The organism is Blautia hominis, assembly GCA_002270465.1.
GTDB classification, from domain to species: Bacteria; Bacillota; Clostridia; order Lachnospirales; family Lachnospiraceae; genus Blautia; species Blautia hominis.
The window spans coordinates 530,753-548,639 of sequence record NQOF01000002.1 but is presented as its reverse complement, the minus strand read 5'-3'; the positions used below and the strand labels follow the sequence as shown (position 1 = coordinate 548,639).

The 17,887-nt window shown below is 49.4% G+C and carries 11 protein-coding genes; all 11 read right to left on the bottom strand.

The window, feature by feature from the left end; all coding sequences use genetic code 11:
- Positions 1-4: 4 nt before the first annotated feature.
- Positions 5-1,825, bottom strand: a complete 1,821-nt coding sequence (locus CI595_RS08425; protein ID WP_095172823.1) for a histidine kinase N-terminal 7TM domain-containing protein — start codon at positions 1,823-1,825, stop codon at positions 5-7.
- A gap of 20 nt (positions 1,826-1,845) precedes the next feature.
- The gene (locus CI595_RS08420; RefSeq protein ID WP_095172822.1) at positions 1,846-9,192 is read right to left on the bottom strand and encodes a non-ribosomal peptide synthetase; all 7,347 of its coding nucleotides are present in this window, start codon (positions 9,190-9,192) and stop codon (positions 1,846-1,848) included.
- 142 nt (positions 9,193-9,334) lie between these two features.
- Positions 9,335-10,114, bottom strand: coding sequence for an arginase family protein (locus CI595_RS08415; protein ID WP_095172821.1), 780 nt, complete (start codon positions 10,112-10,114; stop codon positions 9,335-9,337).
- A 310-nt stretch (positions 10,115-10,424) separates the two neighbouring features.
- On the bottom strand, positions 10,425-10,877 hold the full coding sequence (locus CI595_RS08410) for an Hsp20/alpha crystallin family protein (RefSeq protein WP_095172820.1): 453 nt from the start codon (positions 10,875-10,877) through the stop codon (positions 10,425-10,427).
- Positions 10,878-11,132: 255 nt separating this feature from the next.
- Positions 11,133-12,437: a 4Fe-4S dicluster domain-containing protein gene (locus tag CI595_RS08405; RefSeq protein ID WP_095172819.1), complete on the bottom strand. Its 1,305-nt coding sequence runs from the start codon at positions 12,435-12,437 to the stop codon at positions 11,133-11,135.
- Positions 12,438-12,447: 10 nt separating this feature from the next.
- Positions 12,448-12,966 carry a nitroreductase family protein gene (locus CI595_RS08400; RefSeq protein WP_095172818.1) on the bottom strand — a complete coding sequence of 173 codons (519 nt, stop codon included), beginning with the start codon at positions 12,964-12,966 and terminating at the stop codon, positions 12,448-12,450.
- A gap of 67 nt (positions 12,967-13,033) precedes the next feature.
- Positions 13,034-14,269, bottom strand: a complete 1,236-nt coding sequence (locus CI595_RS08395; protein WP_095172817.1) for a D-alanyl-D-alanine carboxypeptidase family protein — start codon at positions 14,267-14,269, stop codon at positions 13,034-13,036.
- Between the two features lie 209 nt (positions 14,270-14,478).
- Entirely contained in the window at positions 14,479-15,714 is a 1,236-nt protein-coding gene (locus CI595_RS08390) for an MFS transporter (protein ID WP_095172816.1), read from the bottom strand.
- A 16-nt stretch (positions 15,715-15,730) separates the two neighbouring features.
- Entirely contained in the window at positions 15,731-16,519 is a 789-nt protein-coding gene (locus CI595_RS08385; RefSeq protein ID WP_095172815.1) for a zinc dependent phospholipase C family protein, read from the bottom strand.
- A 15-nt stretch (positions 16,520-16,534) separates the two neighbouring features.
- Entirely contained in the window at positions 16,535-17,104 is a 570-nt protein-coding gene (scpB, locus tag CI595_RS08380; protein ID WP_018597613.1) for an SMC-Scp complex subunit ScpB, read from the bottom strand.
- Complete coding sequence (locus CI595_RS08375) at positions 17,094-17,864, bottom strand: segregation and condensation protein A (protein WP_095172814.1); 771 nt, start codon at positions 17,862-17,864, stop codon at positions 17,094-17,096. The genes scpB and CI595_RS08375 overlap by 11 nt, the downstream gene beginning before the upstream one ends.
- Positions 17,865-17,887: the final 23 nt, after the last annotated feature.

Sequence of the window (17,887 nt, the reverse complement as noted above, 5' to 3'; positions counted from 1 at the left end):
TCTTTTAACTTTGCAGGGGGAGTTCCACGTAGAAGGCGGCTCCGCCCTCCGGCCGATTCTCAGCCCACATCCTGCCGCTGAACTTACCCCGGATCAGGCCTGCGGAACTATATAGTCCCAGGCCGGTTCCCATTGCCCCTTTTGTGGTTACCATGGAGTGAAACAGCCGGTCCATAACCTCCGGCGCGATCCCCGGTCCGCTGTCCTTCACTGCGATCAGAATATTTCCGTTCTGTTTTTTGGCACAGAGGGTGATCTCCCCGCCCTCTCCCTTCACGGCATCCATGGCATTCTCCACCAGGTTATTGACCACCTGGACCAGATTGTTGATATCCCCCTTCAACACTGCATCCCCGGGCAGTTTGTTCTCCATAGACAGCACACACCGGTTCTTCGCCAGACTGTGTTTCATCAGCAGAAACACTCTTCGGAACACCTCATCCACTGAAAACTCCACAATGTTGTTGGTATTCATATTCGTAGCCAGTCCTTTCACTGTGGTGATAATATCAGACATATAGGCACAGCTCTCCCTGATCTTCCCCAGCCACTCTCTCATATCTTCTGCAATTTCTCTATGGTCTTCTACGGTCACTTCCTCATCTCCCAGACTGGCCGTATACTCATCCACCAGCCGCTCTAAAGATTCCGCACTGCCTGAGACAGACATGATGGGGGTCTTCAGATTGTGGGAGATCCCTCCGATCATCTGTCCCAGAGACGCCAGACGCTCCCGCTCCATCTCCTGGCTCAGTTTCTGCTGCTGCTGCTTTATCTCCTCCTTCACCCGCGTCACATCCTTGAAAAGAGCCACAACTCCCATCATTCTCCGCTTCCCGAACACAGGTGTCAGCTCCACGGAGTAATAGATCTTCCTTTCCTCTTTGATCACAGCCTGTTCATATGTGATCACACTCACGGTCTGCCTGCAGATATCAAAAAAGCTTAAAAGATTGTAGATCACATCTCTTTTCTGCTCATCCAGAATTTCCACCTGGCTGTCCAGATACGCATTGTTTTTCATTCCGTAACTCTCACCAAAGGCCTCCCGAAAGGCGTCATTCATATTGATGATCTGACTTTCCGAAGATATGATCACATAACCGTCTGAAATATTGTCAATGATATTCTGAAGGGCGATCGGTTTAATATTAAGAAAATTAAGGTAGTAAATAGCGATCCCATGGCAGATAATGGTAAACATAAATGCAATAGGCGTAGCCGCAATAGACAGATCCACAATTTTCAAGGTTGCCAGAAGGTTGACTCCCACCGGCACGATCAACCCCCAGGCAAATAAAACAGACTGCCACACAGCACCTTTATTTCTCATTCTAATGCCATTCCTGAGAGCCAGCACAATAGACAGGATACAGTAAATATAATATTGGCTGCCTGACAGAATAAATAGAGGCCCGAATTTTACCTCCGAAGCGTAAATTGAAAACTGCCGGTAGAACAGATGATGCCATGGATTGGTAAACACAATGACAGATGTGGCCACCGGCAGAATATAAAGAAAATAAAACAGCCTCGGGAGGCTCTCATAATTATAGATAAACGCCACCGTCAGAAGCAGTACCGTAACCACCATCAGCGCGCAGGCTGAACAAGTGACGGCATCCAGTACAGTAAGCGCCCCGATACTGCCGTCAGCACCTCCCAGGATCCCGGCTATCGCCAGAAGCCAGATAAGCAGAAAAGCTGACGCCGCTACATAGAGGCGCTGCAGAAGCGGCAGCCGACCCTTTCTCAGACAACTGTAAAGAAAGAAAATCAGGATCGTGACTGCCACGTCCACCATATGTGTCATGATACGTTCCATAAAATCTCCCTGCTTTCCTCTCAGCTTTTAAAACAACGTACTGCCTGGTATAAATCTGTTCTCTCCCAATCAAACTGCATACGCTTTAATTCACATACAGTCCTTCTTGCATCCACATATATGGTGGTTCTCTGCAGCCTGCCGGAAAAATAAGCCTCTGCTGCCGCCTGGATATATGGAGAGTCGCCCATAGCCGCCTGCGTTCTCAGACGGTCTTCAAAAACTTGTTCGGAGGCGCATTCCACCCCTCCGCATTCCTCAAAAAGAGCAGCCAATGACACCTGGTCCGGGTTTGCCATATGCCAGGAGCCTCCCGGCTGTCCCATGAGCCTTAGGATTGCCTGGGCACACTGGTCAACCGGTGTGATCTCCAGAAGTATCTGATGAAACGTTTCCGGCATCAGCTTCAGTTCCAGGACGCCTTTCACAAGGCGGTAAAATGCGTTCGTCTCCGGATTGATCTGGAACACACCGTCGCTTTTTCTGCCAACGAGACGTCCCACTCGGAAAATACCGGCTCTCAGTCCCCTGTCCATGGCCCGGCAGACACAAGCCTCCGCCAGGATCTTACTCCTAACATACGGATTTTCTTCCCAATTCTGCCCCATATCCAAATCCCGCTCAGAAAATACTGCAGCGAGTTCCGGCGCTTTCTTTAAAAATTCTCCCGCCACACTGACGGTTGAGATATGGATAAACAGCGCATCCGCCTTCTCTGCCAGGGAAAGCATATGCTCCGTCCCTTCCAGGTTCGTCAAAAGCAGTTCCTCCATGGGCGCATAATGACGGACATCCGCTGCCGCGTGGATCACCGTGTCTATGGTATCCTTCAGATCCTCATAGACTGCTCCTTTAAGGCCCAGATCCGGAAGGGTGATATCTCCCTCCAGTATTCTGGTCTGTCTTCTTATTCTGTCCGCGCAGTTCTTTCCAAAATAGAAAGCAAGTACCTGATCCAGCCTGGTATCTCCGCCCTTTCTTAACAGACAATATATGGTTTTCTGCCCGTCCGCTGCCAGTTCCCGCAGAAGATGCGCACCAAGATAGCCGGTGGCCCCTGTCAGCAGCAGATTGCAGCCTGTCTCCGCCTTTATTGAAAGACTGCAGACATATCTCGGGAGACGATCTTCTGCTTCCCGCTGACATGCTCCCTCATTGCCGGCAGATATATAAGTTTCTTTTTTTCCGATCATCTGTATCTGTTCCCAAAGCGCAGGGTGCCGGTAAAAATCATTAAGTGAAAAATCCCAGTGCTGGCTGTAATAGTGACTCAGCACTACAATGGCAGTCAGTGAGGTTCCGCCCTGCACAAAAAAACTCTTCTCCATATCCGGCTCTTTACCCAGGACTTCACGCCAGATATCCTTAGGCGTAAGGTCTGCCCCGGACGGCTCTTGCCTTGATGGCCTTTCCTGCTCCTCCTTACCCGTTACAGGCGTCACGGCCGTCTGAAGCGCTTGCCGCTCCAACACTTTCCTGTCCACTTTTCCGCTGGATGTGCGGGGCATCTGCGCTATGGTCTTTACTTGAGCCGGCACCATATACTCAGGAAGTTTCTGCGCCAGGTATTTTCTCACATTCTCTTCCGAAAAATCCCCTTTGGGCACTGCAAAAGCACAGAGGGAGAGTACCGTATCCTCCCGTTTAACAGGTACTACCACCGCCTCTTTTGCAAGACCCGACTGCAGGATCTGGGCCTCTATCTCCTCCGGTTCCATTCTGTGCCCATTAAGTTTTAACTGGGCATCCACTCTCCCAAGGCACTGCCAGGTTCCGTCGGCCCGAAGCCGTCCCAAATCTCCTGTTTTGTACATCCGCTCTCCCGGAAAGAAAGGGTCCGGTAAAAATGCCTGTTCTGTAAGATCATCTCTGTTGATGTACCCCTTCGCAAGACATTCGCCCGCTATGTAGATCTCACCTATCCCTGTTGGCATTACCTGCCGCATCTCCTTATCCAGCAGATAATAACGGCAGTTGCCGATGGGTTTTCCTATATGGATGGCATTATCGTCTGTAATGTCTCCCTGGCAATTATAAACGGATGTCTCTGTAGGGCCGTATATATTAAAAATCCTGGCATTTGTCAGCGCCCTGATTCTCTCTTTTTGCGCCAAAGTCCACGGTTCCCCCATGAGGATCAGCACTTCCACCTGTCCGAGAACCTCTGCAAAGGAAGCATCCTGCAGACACATCTGTATCCTGGAAGGTGTGAGCTGAAGCACTGACGCGCCGTCCCGCCTTATTCTCTCCGCCATTTTCCAGGGGAGCAGCATTTCCTCCTCGTCTGCAACACTGACACGCCTGCCCCGCGCAAGAGCCAGAAGAGTTTCAATTGTGAATACATCAAAAACACAGTTGGAAGCACAGAGCACACAGCTGTTCTCCTTTCCCAGGATCACATCTGCATGCGCAGCCAGGTTGGAGACTGCCTTGTGCACCATCATTACCCCTTTGGGCTGCCCGGTCGTCCCGGAAGTATAGATAACATTCAGTACATCCCCATTGCCTCGTCCCTTTACAGGAAGTTTTTCCTTATTCCCGTCAAAGACAGGGGACAATGCCGGACAGGGTATCTCCTCCGGCAGCCGGATCCCTTCACTGCACAGAAGCAGCTTTACCCCGGCATTCTCCAGCATATAGCAAATGCGTTGTGAAGGGAGTTCCGGGTCCAAAGGAAGATAAACCGCACCGGCTTTTAAGATCCCCAGCATAACTGCCGGCATATCCCCATCCCGCCGCAAAAGAAACGCCACCCGGTCTTTCGGCCGGATATCTCTGCTTATGAGAAAAGCCGCCAGTCCATCTGATCTCTCTTTTAATTCTCCGAATGTATAGGTCTTTCCCTCCCCCCAGCACACAGCCGTGCGGGATGGATAAAGGCGTGCCTGCCTGTCAATCATCTGGTCAATAAAGGTACCGTCATAAGGCATTCTCACATAATTCGGCTCCTCTAAAAGGCGGATCCTGTCCCCCGGCTCCAGCAGACTTAAATTTCCGATCTCCCGGTGGGGCAGTTCAAGAATCTGCCTTAAAATTTCCAAATAGCAGCGGCTGTAAAATTCAATGGTCTCACGGTCAAAAAGGGCCTTTGCATATTCAAAACAAAAACGGCTTTCCTCTTCACTTTGTACCACTTCAAGATGGAGGTCCATCTTCACGGATACCTCTTCCATCTGCACCATAGACAGCTTTGCATTTCCCAAAGGCAGATTTTTCGTCTGTGCCGCAGTCAGGGAAAAGAGCACCTGGTACAAGGGATTTTTGTCCCTGTTGTGCTCAGCATCCGACATGGCTACGATATCTTCAAGGGGTGTATCCTGATTGTCTAACATCTCCAGGACCCGCTCCCGCACCCGTTGCAGGTACTCCAGATAATTTTTCTTCCTCTCCGGCTCCAAAAAGACGGGAAGCGTATTCACAAACACACCTGTCACCCTGCTCAAGTCTCCGTGCCGCCTGCCGGAAACGGGTGTTCCCACCACGATTTTTTCCTGCCCGCACACACCAAAAAGCAGTATGCCGAATGCGGACAGAAGCAGCATGTAAGGTGTCACCTGCTGCTGGGCGCAGAATTTGCGTCCTGCTTCCTCCATCTCTTTTGGCATATGGAAATAATATCTGGCCCCCCGCCCGTCAAACACACCGGGGCGTGTCCTGTCTGTCGGAAGACAAAGTTCCTCCCTGTTCCCGGAAAGTTTTGTTCTCCAGTAATCTTCCTGCCGCTTCTGCAGTTTTGCCGGTCTTTTCTCCACCCACCAGGCATAATCCCTGTATGTAGTATCCGGCATCACTGTTTCCTCCTGCAGGCATGCTCTGTGCAGCCTCTCAAAAACAAGCTGACTGCTCATGCCATCGGATATAATATGGTGAATGTCCAAAAGCAGATATTTGTTCTCCCCATCCGTAAAAAGTCCCGCCCGCATAAGCGGGGGCCTTTCTAACTGAAAAGGCCGGATAAATCTGCCTGCCGCTTCCTCTATATCATTGCCGGACACTTCCTCCAGTTCAAAATCCACCCGGCTGTGAACACGGGCCTGTACGCCGGAACCAATAATTTCAAATCCTGTGCGGAAAGTTTCATCTTCACGGATGATCTTGTGAAACGCGCGGGTAAGTGTATCTCTCTCCAGATTCCCCTTGACAAGAAAGATTCCGGGCATATGGTATCCTGTTTTTGTCTCATCCGTCTGTTCCAGCACGTAGAAGCTTCTCTGGGCGGCTGTCAGCGGATAAGTATCTCCATCAGGGGCCTTCGGTATCTCTGTGTGGAAAGCGGACGCATCCGCCTCTCTGCCCCGCAGCAGATTCGCAAATCGCCGCACCGTACGGCAGGCATACAGGCTGGTCAGCTCAGGAAGAACAGAAAATTCTCTCTCCACTTCTGTAAGCATAGCCACCGCATTCAGAGAATCTCCGCCATTTAAAAAATAGTCAGAGTGGATACTCAAATCCGGCTGCTGCAGAGACCTTCTCCATATACTCAGCAGCTTACGCTCCAGCTCATCAGCAGGCGCCTCCCTGACATCCGGTACAGACGGTTTGGGGAGCATTTTATGATCCACTTTTCCGTTGGCAGTGATCGGTATCTCATCCAGCCGGACTGCCATGGCGGGCACCTGGTATCTTGGAAGGTAGATTGCCGCATAAGAAAGAAGTTCCTCACCGTCAAGCCCCTCTTTTGACGTATAATATGCCACCAGAAGATTATCAAAGGCTTTCACAGCAGCCATATCCACTTTGGGATGTGAAACCAGTTTTTCTTCTATCTCCGCAGGTTCCAATCTATGTCCCAGGATCTTCAACTGGCCGTCTTTTCTGCCTGTAAATATAATCTCTCCGTCCTGTGTCCAGTATCCCATATCTCCGGTCCGATACAGCCGCTCCCCCGGAATATAGGGATCTCCCACAAATTTCTTCCGCGTCAGCTCCTCATCCCCGTGATATCCCCGAGCCAGGCAGTCTCCCCCAATATAAAGTTCACCTGCTGCACCCACAGGAAGGGGACGCATGGATTCATCCAGTATATATATCCGGCAGTTGCCGAGAGGCTTTCCAATGGAGATCATTTCATTTCCCGTGACCGCACTGTGGCTCACCGCCACAGCAGCTTCAGAGGGACCATACTGATTGTATAACTGCACGGAGGAACAGAACCGCAGAGCATGATAAAGCTCCGGCGGCATATTCTCCCCACCGCACACAATGCACTCTATATGGGACAAAGCCTTTCCAAACCCCGGATCCTTCAGATATTCCAGCAGCCTGGAGGGGGTCAGGGCCATAAATCCGGCATCATACCCATGGATCAGCTCCGCCAGCCTTGCCGGCACATTACATGCCGCCTCCTCAGCCATCACAACGGTCCTGCCATTCAGCAGTGCACTGATACTCTCCAGCAAAAAAGCGTCAAAGCCAACATTACAGATGGACAGCACTGCCCCCTTTGGATAGAGCGGCGCCATAATAGCCGCCAGATTCAGTACACTGTGCTGTTCCACCTCCACAGCTTTTGGATTTCCCGTACTTCCGGATGTATAGACGAGATAAGCCAGGTCATCCGGTCCCGCACAAGCACAGGCAGTACTCGGCCCCTTTAAAAGCTCTTCCTCCGTGAAAACCGGTATAGCGGAACCGGCGTTCTCTGCTGTCCTGTCTGAGATCACAAGAGCTGCGTGGCTGCCCTCCAGCAGTTCACGGATGCGCGCTGCCGGCTGGCTGCAGTCTATGAGCAACCAGGCATTTCCTGAAAATGCCACAGCAGCCATAACAACCAGAAGCCTGTCGCTGCGATCCATCAGGACGGCTATATTTTTTCCGCCTTCAGAACAATAATGCGCTATGTTTCCTGCCAGTGCGTCTGCTTCTTTTACGAGTCTCTCATAAGTAAGCCTCTTATTTCGGAATATGACCGCTGCCCTCTTCGGGTTCATAACAGCCTGTTCCCGCAGGAGTTCTGCTATATTCTGCTTCTTTGGGTACCAGGTGTCTGTCTGGTTGAAATCAAAAATAAGACGTTCTTCTTCCTCCTCACTGATGACAGAGAGCTCTTTTATGGGGGTATCAGGATGCAGCAGCGCACTGTGCAGAATGTCCACCAGGTGCTGATGCAGAGTCATGATCTCACGTTCGGAAAAAAGCTGTGTCTGGTAATCGTAATCCACCTGAAACCGGTTATCCTCATCCCTGCTGCTCAGATGAATGCACAGAGGCTCCGCCTGGTAGCCGCTGTAGAGCCAGCGCCCTTCCAGAGTTACCTGTGCCCCCTGCAGATGATGGATCTGTCCGTTCTGATAAGACAGCACAATCCCAAAGAGCTGGTCCGGTGCTGCCCCTTCATGATTTCCCGCTGCCATTTTCTTTATCTCCTGGAACGGCATTCTCTGGTGATAGAGAAGCTGATACCAGTCTGTCTGCAGCTTTTCATTAAATTCCCGGAAGGATATGGACGCATCCAGCTCATTTACAAAAGGCAGGGTATTTACAAACATGCCGGCCATCTGTTTCTCCTTGAAATTCAGGCGGTTGATGGTGGGCACGCCGATACAGAATCTCTCCTGCCCTTTGATCCTGCGCAGATAAATAGCCAAAGCCATATAAAATACCGCAAAGGGAGACACTTTCTTTTCCCTGCAGAAACCTGCGATCATACGGTTCATACGATTGGAGACTGCAAAAGACCTTCGGATCCCCACAGGACTCACCTGTGCATAGGGGTGCTCTTTTGCTTCTGCCGGATGGATATCCTTTAACATAGCCTTCCAATATTCCTTGTCACGGGCAAAGCTTTTTGAGGCTAGATATCTGTTCTCCTGTTCAATATGCAGTGCATAGTCCGGCATAGGCTCTTTAAGCGGCGCCTCACCCCTTAACATGCGGAAATAGTTGTGGATGATCCTGTTGGTCACAACGGTCTGGGACCAGGCGTCCGCAATGATATGATGCACTTTCGTGAGGATTCCGCCGGTATTTTCCGCTCTCTTGAAAAGTATCATCTGACAAAGGGGGGAATCCAAAAGTGTAATGTGCTCCCGGGCTACGGACACATCCCAGATATCCGCACCTTTTTTATTCGTCCTGGAAAAATCCAGAAACGGAGCGTTCCCGGGAATATGCGGATCAATGTACTGGCAGGCCTTCCCCTCCCTCCGTGTGATCCTGGTACGCAGAACCGGATAGTCCTCATAGCAAAGCCGGATACATTCCTGCAGATACTCCACATGAAAATTACCGTCAATGCGCAGTACGGTACATATGGTATTGATTGGCGTACCCGGGTGGGCCATCTCCAGATTCCAGATATTTTGCTGGCTGTTTGACAATGGCAGAAATTCCCTGATGTCTTTTTTCTCTTGTGCTCTCTCTTCCATTCTTTCCCTTTTCCTCCGTATACATAATAAAACACCGGACCCGGACAGCCGGAATCCTTCTCCCCTTGGATACCCTTCCTATTTCTACAATTTTCGACATTTGCAATTTGGTTTTTATTATACAGTCATCCAATTCCCCATGTCAATCATTCTGATAAGAATTACTATTATTAGTAAAATTTACCAACACTTTAGCCATTACCTGTTGTAATCTTTTATTTGTCTGACTGTTTATGTGTAATTCCCTATTTTCACAGAAACCGCCTTCCGGTGGATTTTCACCGCAGATGTCTGCTCCGATACATTTCCTTGCGGCCGCGGCCTCCTCGATCCAGTCCGTGAGACAGTCCAGTTTCACCTCCCCCTGGTCCCAGTTCGTGGCTGCATCCTCACGGCAGAGAATGTCCTTGTCCACAGAAATGTATAAAGGCCAGGTTTCCTTCTCTAAAAACTCATAAAATTTCTCCATGCTTCCTTCCCCCAGCTCCTCCCCTGATATCCATGTTACCCGGTCTGCAGGGATATCCCTTTTTAGATCCGCCTCTTTCGGACCTGCAATACACACACTTTTCAGCATAGGATTGGACAGCAGGGCCTCCCTCACCCAGCTCCCGCAGGACAAAAGCCCGAAAAACGCAGACTCCTGCATATCTGTATGGTTATCAAAAAGAAGAAGGGAAAAGGGTGTGTCTATCATCTCCATCCAGAGTTTGCTCACATAGTGATAATTGCCGGAATCCAGAAAATGGATGCCATAAGGGCCGTACGTTTCCATTTTCCCCTTAATCTCCTGCTCTGCCTCACCGGTACAGTAGCAGTTCACACCTTCCGCCCGGGTAAGATCCATCATCTCATAAGACTCCTGTTTATAAAAATCCTCCTCCGGATACACGCCGGAAAAATTCATGATAACTGTTTTCATGTCTGGACATCTCCTGTTTTTCTTTTACCATAGCACAGACGGGCAGAATTTGTAAACCGTACATGACTGTGAAGGCTCCCGGCTGTTACAACCGTGTTACTGTACACTCTGTGTCCAGTAACACGCTTCGCGATGCACAGATATGGAGCATTCTGCCCCATATCGCGCTGGCTGCCTCGGGATTTTCATGCTTCCGGCATGAAAACGCCTCCCGGTACAGTGGCCTGTGTACAGTAACACAACCGTACACCCAAAAGGGCCGCCGCTTCCAAATGAAGCGGCGGCCCTTAAAGGAGGAGTAACAAAAAGCTTATCCTTCGATGGAGATATACTTGTTCTCTTCAACCTGTTTTCTGTCTTTCTTCGGTACGGTCAGGCGAAGGATCCCATCCTCAAATTTGGCGTTGATCTCATTCTGGGTGATACCCTCGCCCACATAGAAGCTCCTGGAACAGCTTCCCGCATAACGCTCTCTGCGGATATATTTTCCTTCCTTGTCCTCTTTGTCTTTGTCAAGAGATTTTGCTGCCTGTATGATAAGATATCCGTTCTCCAGTCTGGCAGATACGTTCTCTTTCTTGAAGCCCGGCAGGTCGATATCAACTTCGTAGGAATCTTCCGTCTCTTTTACATCGGTCTTCATAAGATTCTTCTCGTTCTTTCCATACAGAGGATTTTTTCTTCCGAAAAACTCTCTCTCAAAAGGAAAGTCCATCCATTCGTCAAACAAATCTTCTCCAAAAATACTGGGCATCATTCTCATAAGTCATTCTCCTTTCCATGTATATCAAGCAACGATTTGTTACATCTAACAGGGGATTCTTTCTTTTCCCTTGTTCTAATTGTAATATAGCACGCATTATTAGCAGTGTCAAGTATCGAGTGCTAATTTCACACTTTTTTCACATTTTTCTTTTGTTGTGCGACTTATCAAAAAAGAACCCTCCGTTTCCATTTTCTGCACCTTATGCAGATCATGGAAACGAAAAGTTCCTTTTTCATTTCTAAGACCAGTCTTTTATTTTTTCTTCCTGCTCTTATTCACAGCACTGGACAGCAGTTTATCCAGATACACGGATTTGAACTGTTTGCTGGCCAAGGCCTGCTTCAACGGAGGAAGATTCAAAATGACACCAAACACGGCAGCCATAGCTCTGTGATTGGCAAAGGCCTGATTGTCAAAAATAAGATTCTGCAGGGTCCCTTTTTCAATGGCCTGCAGCACAAACCTGTGCGTACTGTTCACCGGGGTTATGACCTGTACCGGGCGCCGCTTTAGTTTCAGGGAACCGTTGGGGCATCTGGACGCGCACACCCCGCAGCCAAGGCAGATATCCGTATCCACCACAGGGTGTTTTTTCTTTTTCCCGCCCTCCCGGACTTCCTCCATGGAAATGGCAAAAATAGGACATGCTTTTTCGCATTTTCCGCATCCGATACAGGTCGTATCTTCCACCGACGGGATATAATTGGTCGTTGCAACAGGCTGCATGGGGGAAAATTTTCTGGCAGCCTGGAGAGCCTCACAGCAGCACCCGCAGCAGTTGCAGATAAATGCCGGGTCCTCCCTGACATTCTCCCCGATCTGCACAAGTCCCGCGTCATAAGAACGCTCCAGAGCATCCATGGCTTCCTCCTTGGAGATGAGCCTGGCATGTCCGCCGTGCTCTGCCAGAGAGCGAGCCACATTGCCGAAAGTCAGGCATACATCCCAGGGAGCGTCAATCTCACAGGGATGTCCCGCGTGGAATGCCTTATGCCTGCAGTAGCAGGTGCCAAGGCCGATATACGCCGCCTCCTCCACAATGTGGCTGGCCCGCTCATGGTCCAGGATATGCAGCGTATTCTCCGTGGTGAGCACCGGTTCCTGAACGTAAACACGCCCAAGCTTCGTCTCTGTGGCATAGAAAAGGTCTTTGACAAAATCCTCCTCCACATTCATATACTGATAATATAGTTCACTTAAATATTTCTGGTCAATGTCTCCCCTGGTCCGCATGAGCGCAAATTCAATGAATCCGGCCATGGGCGGCGGCATGACAAAACGGCGTACACCCCTGTATGTGGAGTCCACCAGCAGAGCCTTCTCACACAGATGGTCCAGCACTTTTTCCGCCTTTACCTCCGTGGTCCCCCAGATACGTGCCGCTTTTTTCAGCGTAAAGGGACGTACCGGCAGGAGCGCCACCCACTTTGCCTCTTTCTCTGTGTAGAGTACCTGCAGGATCTTATAAAAAGTATCCGACGGCGGCGCTCCCTGGGTAAACCAGTTGATTCTGTCTTCCAGATTTTTATATGCGTCTTTTGATGTGATATGTCCCATTCTTAATGTCCTATTCTACAAAATGTACCTCTCCTGTTTTTTTCACTTCCTTGTTCTCAGATGCCCCGGCATATCCAAGAGCAGCCATGCCGAATACCCTATGTGAACTTGGAATATCCCAGCTGCTTAATATCTCCCGCACTTCAGGCTCCTCGCAGAGATCGCGCATCTGGTTGATCCACACAGAACCAATACCAAAGGAATGGGCTGCCAGAAATATATTTTCCAGGGCACAGGCATTATCCTCCATGGAATGCTGATTCTCCTTTTCATTGGACGGAATCACCAGAACCTGGGGGCTGTACATGTCATAGCCGTCTCTGCCAAGTTTCCTTCCGATCACCTCTGCCAGTTTCCGGATCTTATCTCTGTCCGTCACCACCGTAAATTTCCATGTCTGACGGTTCTGGCCGCTGGGTGCATAAAGACCTGCCTGCACAATCTGTTCCAGCTCTTCCTGAGGGATTTCCTTATTCTGAAATGCCCGGATACTTCTTCTCGTCAAAATATTTTCCATTACTGCATTCATGTTCTGATTCCTCCTTGTGTTTTTCTTTATTTTATCACAATATCAAAGATTGTAAAGTGTCCGCCTCTCAGCCTGCCGCACCGAAAGCCCATTTGTCCATGGTTTTTTCCAGACACCATGGAAAATCAATCTTTTTCACGGACTGCTTCACCTTCACAGGACAGGTGAGAAATGTCTGTCCTCCAACCCGGTAAGTGATGGTTCCCACCTGGGTTCCCGCTTTTACGGGCGCTTTCAGAGATTCTTTCCCCTCATACCCCACTTCTATTTCCTCATCCTGACGCATCAGCATCCCGAAATCCTTTGCCTTCTCCACCTCCAGATTGGTAAATGCCGTATTTCCCAGTGAAGCACTCTGCCCGTTTTTAACCGGTATGGCTGCCGGTATATGGGGCAGCTCTGCATCGGAAAAAGAGCGGTAGCTGTAATTCTCCAGACCGTAATTCATAAGTTTGGTAGTATCCTTCCACTTATAAGTTTTGTTATTAGGCCACCCACATGCAAGAAGGGCCACAATAAAGGTCTTGCCGTCCCTGGTAAGGGCTCCCACATAGCAGTATCCCGCATTTGCTGTAAACCCGGTCTTTCCGGTGAGCGCACCCTCCATCATATTCAGAAAAGCATTGTGGTTATTACAGGAAAAACTCCGCTTTCCGTCAACATCTGAAAAGCTGTAGGAGGCAGTTCTGGTCACATTGAGAAACTCTTCCCGACAGGGTGATTCCTTAATACAATACCGCATAATGCGTGCCAGGTCTGCTGCTGTGGTGGAGTGTACTTTCTGCTCCTCCCCCACAGTCACGGACGCGTCCAGCCCGTTGGGCGTAATGAAATAAGTGTCCTCACATCCAAGCTCCCCGGCCTTGGCGTTCATCATGTCTGCGAATCCCTCCACACTTCCTCCCAAATGCTCCGCGATCATCACTGCCGCATCGTTGTGGCTCTCCAGCATCAGGGAATAGAGAAGGTCCCCAAAGCGGAATGTCTCCCCTTCCGTCACCCCCAGATGCACCTTAGGCCTGGATGCCGCATAGGCGGATGCAGTCACAATATCCTCCGCATTCCCCTTCTCCAAAGCCAGAATACAGGTCATGATCTTGGTTGTACTGGCCATGGGCCTTTTCTCAAACCCGTTTTTTTCATACAGTATCCTGCCTGAGTCCGCATCCATAAGTACCGCTGAGGTGGCATACAGACTTCCAACATCCTGTCCATTTTCCCCTGCCCAGACGATATCTCTATGTCCCACGAAGCATCCTGTTATCACTGCGCATACCAAAATCCAGCTTATAATTTTTTTCATGCTTCCATCCCTGCACACAAAATTTCTTATACATTATATGCCTGTCCTCAGACAATTATAACAAAAAATCCGGTTTAACGGGCTTCTGCATCAAAATAACAAGAAGCTGTAACAAAACAGTTTTTACCTGCTTTGTTACAGCTTCCTATTCTTTTGTATCGCGCACTGCACTCTATAGTCCGCCATGTGCTGATTGTCGGAATAGACTTTCAGGCCCGCCCCAACTTCTCTGTTTTTCCAAACAGGAAAAATCCGATGATAAACATCACTGCCAGCATTCCCACGCCTGTCCTTGAACTACCGCTTAACTGCGTGGAAATTCCCATCAGCATGGTTCCCATAAATGCCGCACCTTTGCCGAAGATATCATAGAATCCGAAATACTCGCTGGAATTTTCCTTTGGGATGATCCTGGCAAAGTAAGACCGGGACAGCGCCTGGATAGCCCCCTGGAATACAGCCACACAGACAGCCAGAAACCAGAATTCCCACGCCCGGTCAAGCTGAAGGGCAAACAGGGCGATGCCCAGATATCCCAAAATACAGACTTTGATCAGCTTCTCACTCTTAAACTTTGCCGAAAACTTTCCAAACAGCAAAGAGCAGGGGAACGCCACGATCTGGGTCAGCAAAAGTGCCAGAAGCAGATGGGTATCGTCAATCCCCACATCTTTTCCGTAGGAAGTTGCCAAATCAATGATCGTATAGACACCGTCAATATAGAAGAAAAAAGCAGCCAGAAAATAAAGTACCTTTTTGTCCTTGTTGATCTTAAAAAGAACATTTTTCAGTCTCACAAAGCTTTCCCTCACCGGGTTTTTCTTCACTTCCACCCAATGCTTCTGCTCATAGTTTTTCAGAAGCGGAATGGTTACTGCAAACCACCAGATGCCCGTGATTCCAAAAGAGATCATGGTGGCCGTGACAGCCGATATACCAAGCTTCTCAGCGAAAAGGATAAGAAGCAGGCAGGCGGTGAAAGGAATACAGCTTCCGATATATCCCCACGCATACCCGTGTGAGGATACCATGTCCATCCTCTCATCCGTTGTCACATCCGCAAGCATGGAGTCGTAAAAGATCAGGCTCATACTGTATGTGGTCTTGGCGATCACCAGGACTACCAGAAAAGCCAGCCACTCCTTTGGTATGGCAAGGGAAAGACATCCCATCACGCCGATCACAAAAAAGGAGGCAAACATAGGCTTCTTATACCCTTTTGTATCCGCCAGAGTTCCAAACACCGGCCCCATCAGTGCCACGAGAATCGTACAGACGGACAGGGCATAACTCAAATATGCGGTAGAATCCGCCAGGGAAATCCCTTCCGCTGTGGCAATATTTTTAAAATAGATCGGGATAATCGTGGTACACAGCATAACAAATGCTGAATTTCCCACATCATACAGCACCCACTGTTTTTCCAGTTTGCTTAATCCTTTCATATACCCCCCGTCTTTCTCAGCCGAAATTCCTGCCGAAACGCTGTGACAGCCGCTCTTCCTTTACCATGCAGCCGTACAGATTGGTAAGTGCCTCCACAGCCTCATCCAATGCCTCGTCGTAGAGATGACGCAGCACATCTGTTGCCATGTCACATCTTCTGTCCGGTTTGGCCGGTATGATATGGCCGCCAAGTGTATCCCGGCATCCAAACAGCTTCATCATTCCCCAAAGCCCTTCTCTCTTCAGGCTGCAGTCACAGACAAGGGCGCCTGTATAGAATTTCATGCCCCTTAACGCTTTTGCCGCCTGTTTCACTGTAATCTTCCCAAAGGCCCTGCTTATGGTCCTGCAGCCTTCCAAAGTGGGACAGATATTTACTGCCGGCTTGTAGGTGAACGGGTCTTTTCCCTCACGCAGCATATAATAACGGTCAAGCTCAGATTCGATCTCTGCGTGTGAGGCACCTGTCTCCTTTTCAAACCGCCGCACATAGGGGTGGCAGGTACTGTCCAGAATGTAATGGCACCCAAACCCCAGCAGATAGGAAAGCATCTGCGCCGTGGGCTCCTCCTGGTACTTGACAACCGCCTGACAGAAAAACTCCGCCGCCTCTCTTTTGTGCACCTGATGTCCCAGTCCGCTCACCCGGTTCTTCACCAGGGGCTGATAATAAAACAAAATATCCGGACCGTGCAGGCCGGTTAAATACATACTTTTTGATTCCCTGATCGCCTCTTTTATCTCAGAAGGCAGCCTTTTATAAACTTCCTTGCCGAAAATGTCATGTGTGTAAGTTGTTGGCATGTCTCTTTCCCCCGTTTATACATCCAGCTTCAGCTGAATTTCTTCTTCTGCCTCTGCTTTGAAATCTTCGATCTGTACCGGATCCAGTTCCGGCAGTTCATCCAGCCCCTGCACCCCGAAGTTCCTTAAAAATTCCTCCGTAGTTCCAAAAAGAAGGGGCCTTCCCGGCGCGTCCAGACGTCCAACCTCCTGGACCAGATTATATTCCATCAGCTTGTTCACTGCATGGTCGGACTTGACACCGCGGATTTTCTCTATCTCAAGCTTCGTGACCGGCTGCTTATAGGCAATGATGGAGAGTGTTTCCAGCATAACATCTGTAAGCACCGCCTTTTTCGGCTGCAGTGCAAGCTTGACCAGATAGTCATAATACTCTTCCTTTGTACACATCTGATAAGCGTTCTCCAGCTCAATTATCTTGATCCCACGGTCTTTGGCATTATATTTCAGCATCATATTCCGAATGATCTTTCTGGTGGTTTCCGTATCATGTCCTATAGCCTTGGCAATGGCAGAAACTTCCACAGATTCTCCCATAGCAAACAAAAGCGCCTCAACAGCGCCCTCCAGATGTTCAATTTCCATACGGGTCTCCTTTCTTATCCTCCCTGCTCTCAATCTGAATATCATCGAAGATATGCTCCTGCCGGATAAAGATCTTTCCTGTCTTCATAAGCTCCAGAATAGCCAGAAATGTAACCACCACTTGGAATTTACTGGCCTGTTTTCCCAGAAGATCCCGGAAACTGAAACGACGGTGCCGTCTGGCATACTCCTCCACATCCGTCATTTTTTCCGGCAGGCTGACCTCCTCCTGCTCAATCTTGCCGAAAGTGCTTCGGATGGGGTCCTTCTTATCTTCCTGCCGCTTCAGCACATCCTGGAAAATTTTATGAAGACGCCCCAGTGTCAGTCCGCCAAGCAGCTCACTGGTATCCACCGGCTCCCTGTAATCCTCCACTTCCTTTGGAAGAGAGGGGAGCTTATAAATACTCTTTGCCGCTTCTGACATCCTGTCCCTGAGCTCATATGACATATACTTATACATCTTATACTCCAGAAGCTGGCGCACCAGTTCATCTCTGGGGTCCTCCTCCTCGCCGTCCTCATTGACTTCTTTCGGGAGGAGCATCCTGCACTTGATGGAGATAAGCGTTGCAGCCATAACCATAAATTCACTCATAATATTCAGGTCTTCCCGTTCCATCTGGTGAATGTATTCCATATACTGGTCTGTTATCTTCACAATGGGAATATCGTAAATATTCACTTTATTTTTCTCGATCAGGTGCAGAAGCAGATCCAAAGGTCCCTCAAACACCGGAAGCTTTACCGGAATTCCCATTTACTATCATCCTTTTCCTGCAG

Coding starts and splice junctions, on each gene's coding strand:
- CI595_RS08425 (WP_095172823.1), bottom strand. CDS start 1,825: ATGGAACGTATCATGACACATATGGTGGACGTGGCAGTCACGATCCTG.
- CI595_RS08420 (WP_095172822.1), bottom strand. CDS start 9,192: ATGGAAGAGAGAGCACAAGAGAAAAAAGACATCAGGGAATTTCTGCCA.
- CI595_RS08415 (WP_095172821.1), bottom strand. CDS start 10,114: ATGAAAACAGTTATCATGAATTTTTCCGGCGTGTATCCGGAGGAGGAT.
- CI595_RS08410 (WP_095172820.1), bottom strand. CDS start 10,877: ATGAGAATGATGCCCAGTATTTTTGGAGAAGATTTGTTTGACGAATGG.
- CI595_RS08405 (WP_095172819.1), bottom strand. CDS start 12,437: ATGGGACATATCACATCAAAAGACGCATATAAAAATCTGGAAGACAGA.
- CI595_RS08400 (WP_095172818.1), bottom strand. CDS start 12,966: ATGAATGCAGTAATGGAAAATATTTTGACGAGAAGAAGTATCCGGGCA.
- CI595_RS08395 (WP_095172817.1), bottom strand. CDS start 14,269: ATGAAAAAAATTATAAGCTGGATTTTGGTATGCGCAGTGATAACAGGA.
- CI595_RS08390 (WP_095172816.1), bottom strand. CDS start 15,714: ATGAAAGGATTAAGCAAACTGGAAAAACAGTGGGTGCTGTATGATGTG.
- CI595_RS08385 (WP_095172815.1), bottom strand. CDS start 16,519: ATGCCAACAACTTACACACATGACATTTTCGGCAAGGAAGTTTATAAA.
- scpB (WP_018597613.1), bottom strand. CDS start 17,104: ATGGAAATTGAACATCTGGAGGGCGCTGTTGAGGCGCTTTTGTTTGCT.
- CI595_RS08375 (WP_095172814.1), bottom strand. CDS start 17,864: ATGGGAATTCCGGTAAAGCTTCCGGTGTTTGAGGGACCTTTGGATCTG.